Raw genomic sequence first — 2,352 nt, forward strand, 5'->3', positions numbered from 1 at the left:
GTTGGCGCTGGGTGATGTGGTGGGGCGTCATGAGAGTCTGCGGACGGTGTTCCCGGAGGTGGACGGGGTCCCGTACCAGCACGTCCTCGACACCGGCACGGCGCTGGAGACGGCCGGGCTCCGCCTGGAGGCCGAGCACGCGGAGGAGGACGGGCTCGCCGCGGCCCTGACCGCCTTCGCGGGCCGGGGATTCGACCTGACGGCCGAGCCGCCGCTCCGGGCGAGGCTGTTCACCCTCGCACCCGACCGGCACGTGCTGGCCCTGGTCCTGCACCACGTCGCCGGGGACGGCTGGTCGACGGCCCCGCTGGCCAGGGACCTGATCACCGCCTACCTGGCACGTTCCCGGGACCGGATGCCGTCGTTCGCGCCGCTGCCGGTGCAGTACGCCGACTACGCGTTGTGGCAGCGTGAGCTGCTGGGGGAGGAGTCGGATCCGGAGAGCCTGGTGGGCCGGCAGATCGCGTTCTGGCGGTCGGCGCTGGCGGGGTTGCCGGAGCAGCTGGAGCTGCCCGCGGACCGGCCGCGCCCGGCCGCCGCCTCCCACCGCGGTGGATCGGTCCCGGTGATCCTCGGCGCCGAGGTGCGCGACGGGCTGGCCGCCCTGGCGCGGGAGGCGAACGCGAGCCTGTTCATGGTGGTGCGGGCCGCTCTGGCGGCGCTGCTGACCCGGCTGGGCGCGGGCACCGACATCCCCATCGGCTCCCCGATCGCGGGCCGTACGGACGAGGCGCTGGACGATCTGGTGGGGATGTTCGTCAACACGCTGGTGCTGCGGGCCGACACGGGCGGGAATCCGCGGTTCCGTGAGCTGGTGGGGCGGGTGCGGGAGACGGACCTGGCGGCGTACGCGCACCAGGACCTGCCGTTCGAGCGGCTGGTGGAGATCGTGAACCCGGTGCGGTCGATGGCCCGCCACCCGCTCTTCCAGGTCGCACTGACCCTCCAGAACAACCCGGCCGCCTCCCTGGACCTCGACGGCCTCGCGATCGAGATGGAGCCGCTCGATCCGGGAGTCGCCAAGTTCGATCTGCTGGTCTCCCTCACCGAGACGGCCGGAGGGCTCGAAGGGGTCCTCGAATACGCGGCCGACCTGTTCGACCGGGCCACGGCCGAGGCGATCGCGGTGCGGTTCGTCCGGCTGCTGCGGGCGGTCGCGGCCGATCCCGGGCTGCGGATCGGCGAGATCGAGATCATGGACGACGCCGAGCGCGACACGATCCTCCACGACTGGGCCGGGACCGGGACGGCGCCCGGCGTCCCTTCGACGATCGTCGAGGAGTTCGAGGCGCAGGTGGCGCGGTCGCCGGGGGCGGTGGCGGTGACGTGCGGGCCGGTGGAGCTGACCTATGGCGGGCTGGATGCCCGTGCGGGCCGGTTGGCGGGGGTGCTGGCGGGGTTGGGGGTGGGGCCGGAGCGGTTCGTGGCGTTGCTGGTGCCGCGGTCGGTGGAGCTGGTGGTCGCGGTGGTGGGGGTCTTGAAGGCCGGGGGTGCGTATGTGCCGGTGGATCCGGCGTATCCGGTCGAGCGGGTCGGGTTCATGGTGGAGGACGCCGCGCCGATGGCGGTGGTGACGGTGCCGGAGCTGGTCGGGTCGGCGCCGCCGGGTCTGCCGGTGGTGGTGCTGGAGGCCGACGGCGCGGTGTCCGCCGCTCCGGCAGCACCCGCTGCGGTGCCTGTGCGGCGGGTGCTGCCGGAGCATCCGGCGTATGTGATCTTCACGTCGGGGTCGACGGGGCGGCCGAAGGGGGTGGTGGTGCCGCATGGCAACGTGACGCGGTTGCTGGCGGCGACGGAGGGCTGGTTCGGGTTCGACGAGACGGATGTGTGGACGTTGTTCCACTCGTATGCGTTCGATTTCTCGGTGTGGGAGTTGTGGGGTGCGTTGCTGTACGGCGGGCGGTTGGTGGTGGTGCCGTTCGAGGTGAGCCGGTCGCCGGGGGAGTTCGCCGGTCTGCTGGCCGAGCAGGGGGTGACGGTGCTGAACCAGACCCCGTCGGCCTTCTACCAGCTGATGCAGGCCGAGCGGGAGCGGCCGGAGGCGGACCTGCCGCTGCGGTATGTGGTCTTCGGCGGGGAGGCGCTGGAACCGGGTCGGCTGGCGGACTGGTACGACCGCTACCGGGACGACGCTCCGGCGCTGGTGAACATGTACGGGATCACCGAGACGACGGTGCATGTGACGTACGCGCCGCTGGATCGGGAGGCGGCGGTGGCGGGGGCGGTCAGCGCCATCGGTGTGGGGATTCCTGATCTTCGGGTGTTCGTGCTGGATGAGTGGTTGCGTCCGGTGCCGGTGGGGGTGGTGGGGGAGTTGTATGTGGCGGGGGCGGGTCTGGCGCGGGGGTATGC

The 2,352-nt window shown here is 72.4% G+C and carries 1 protein-coding gene; it reads left to right on the plus strand.

The features are described from left to right. Positions 1-46: 46 nt before the first annotated feature. Positions 47-2,352 (plus strand): non-ribosomal peptide synthetase (locus FHS22_RS37080; RefSeq protein WP_338048127.1); only part of this gene is annotated, 2,306 nt, incomplete at its 3' end.

Origin of the sequence: Thiemannella venezuelensis (assembly GCF_014203605.1) — a bacterium.
Taxonomy (GTDB): Bacteria; Actinomycetota; Actinomycetes; order Streptosporangiales; family Streptosporangiaceae; genus Planomonospora_A; species Planomonospora_A venezuelensis.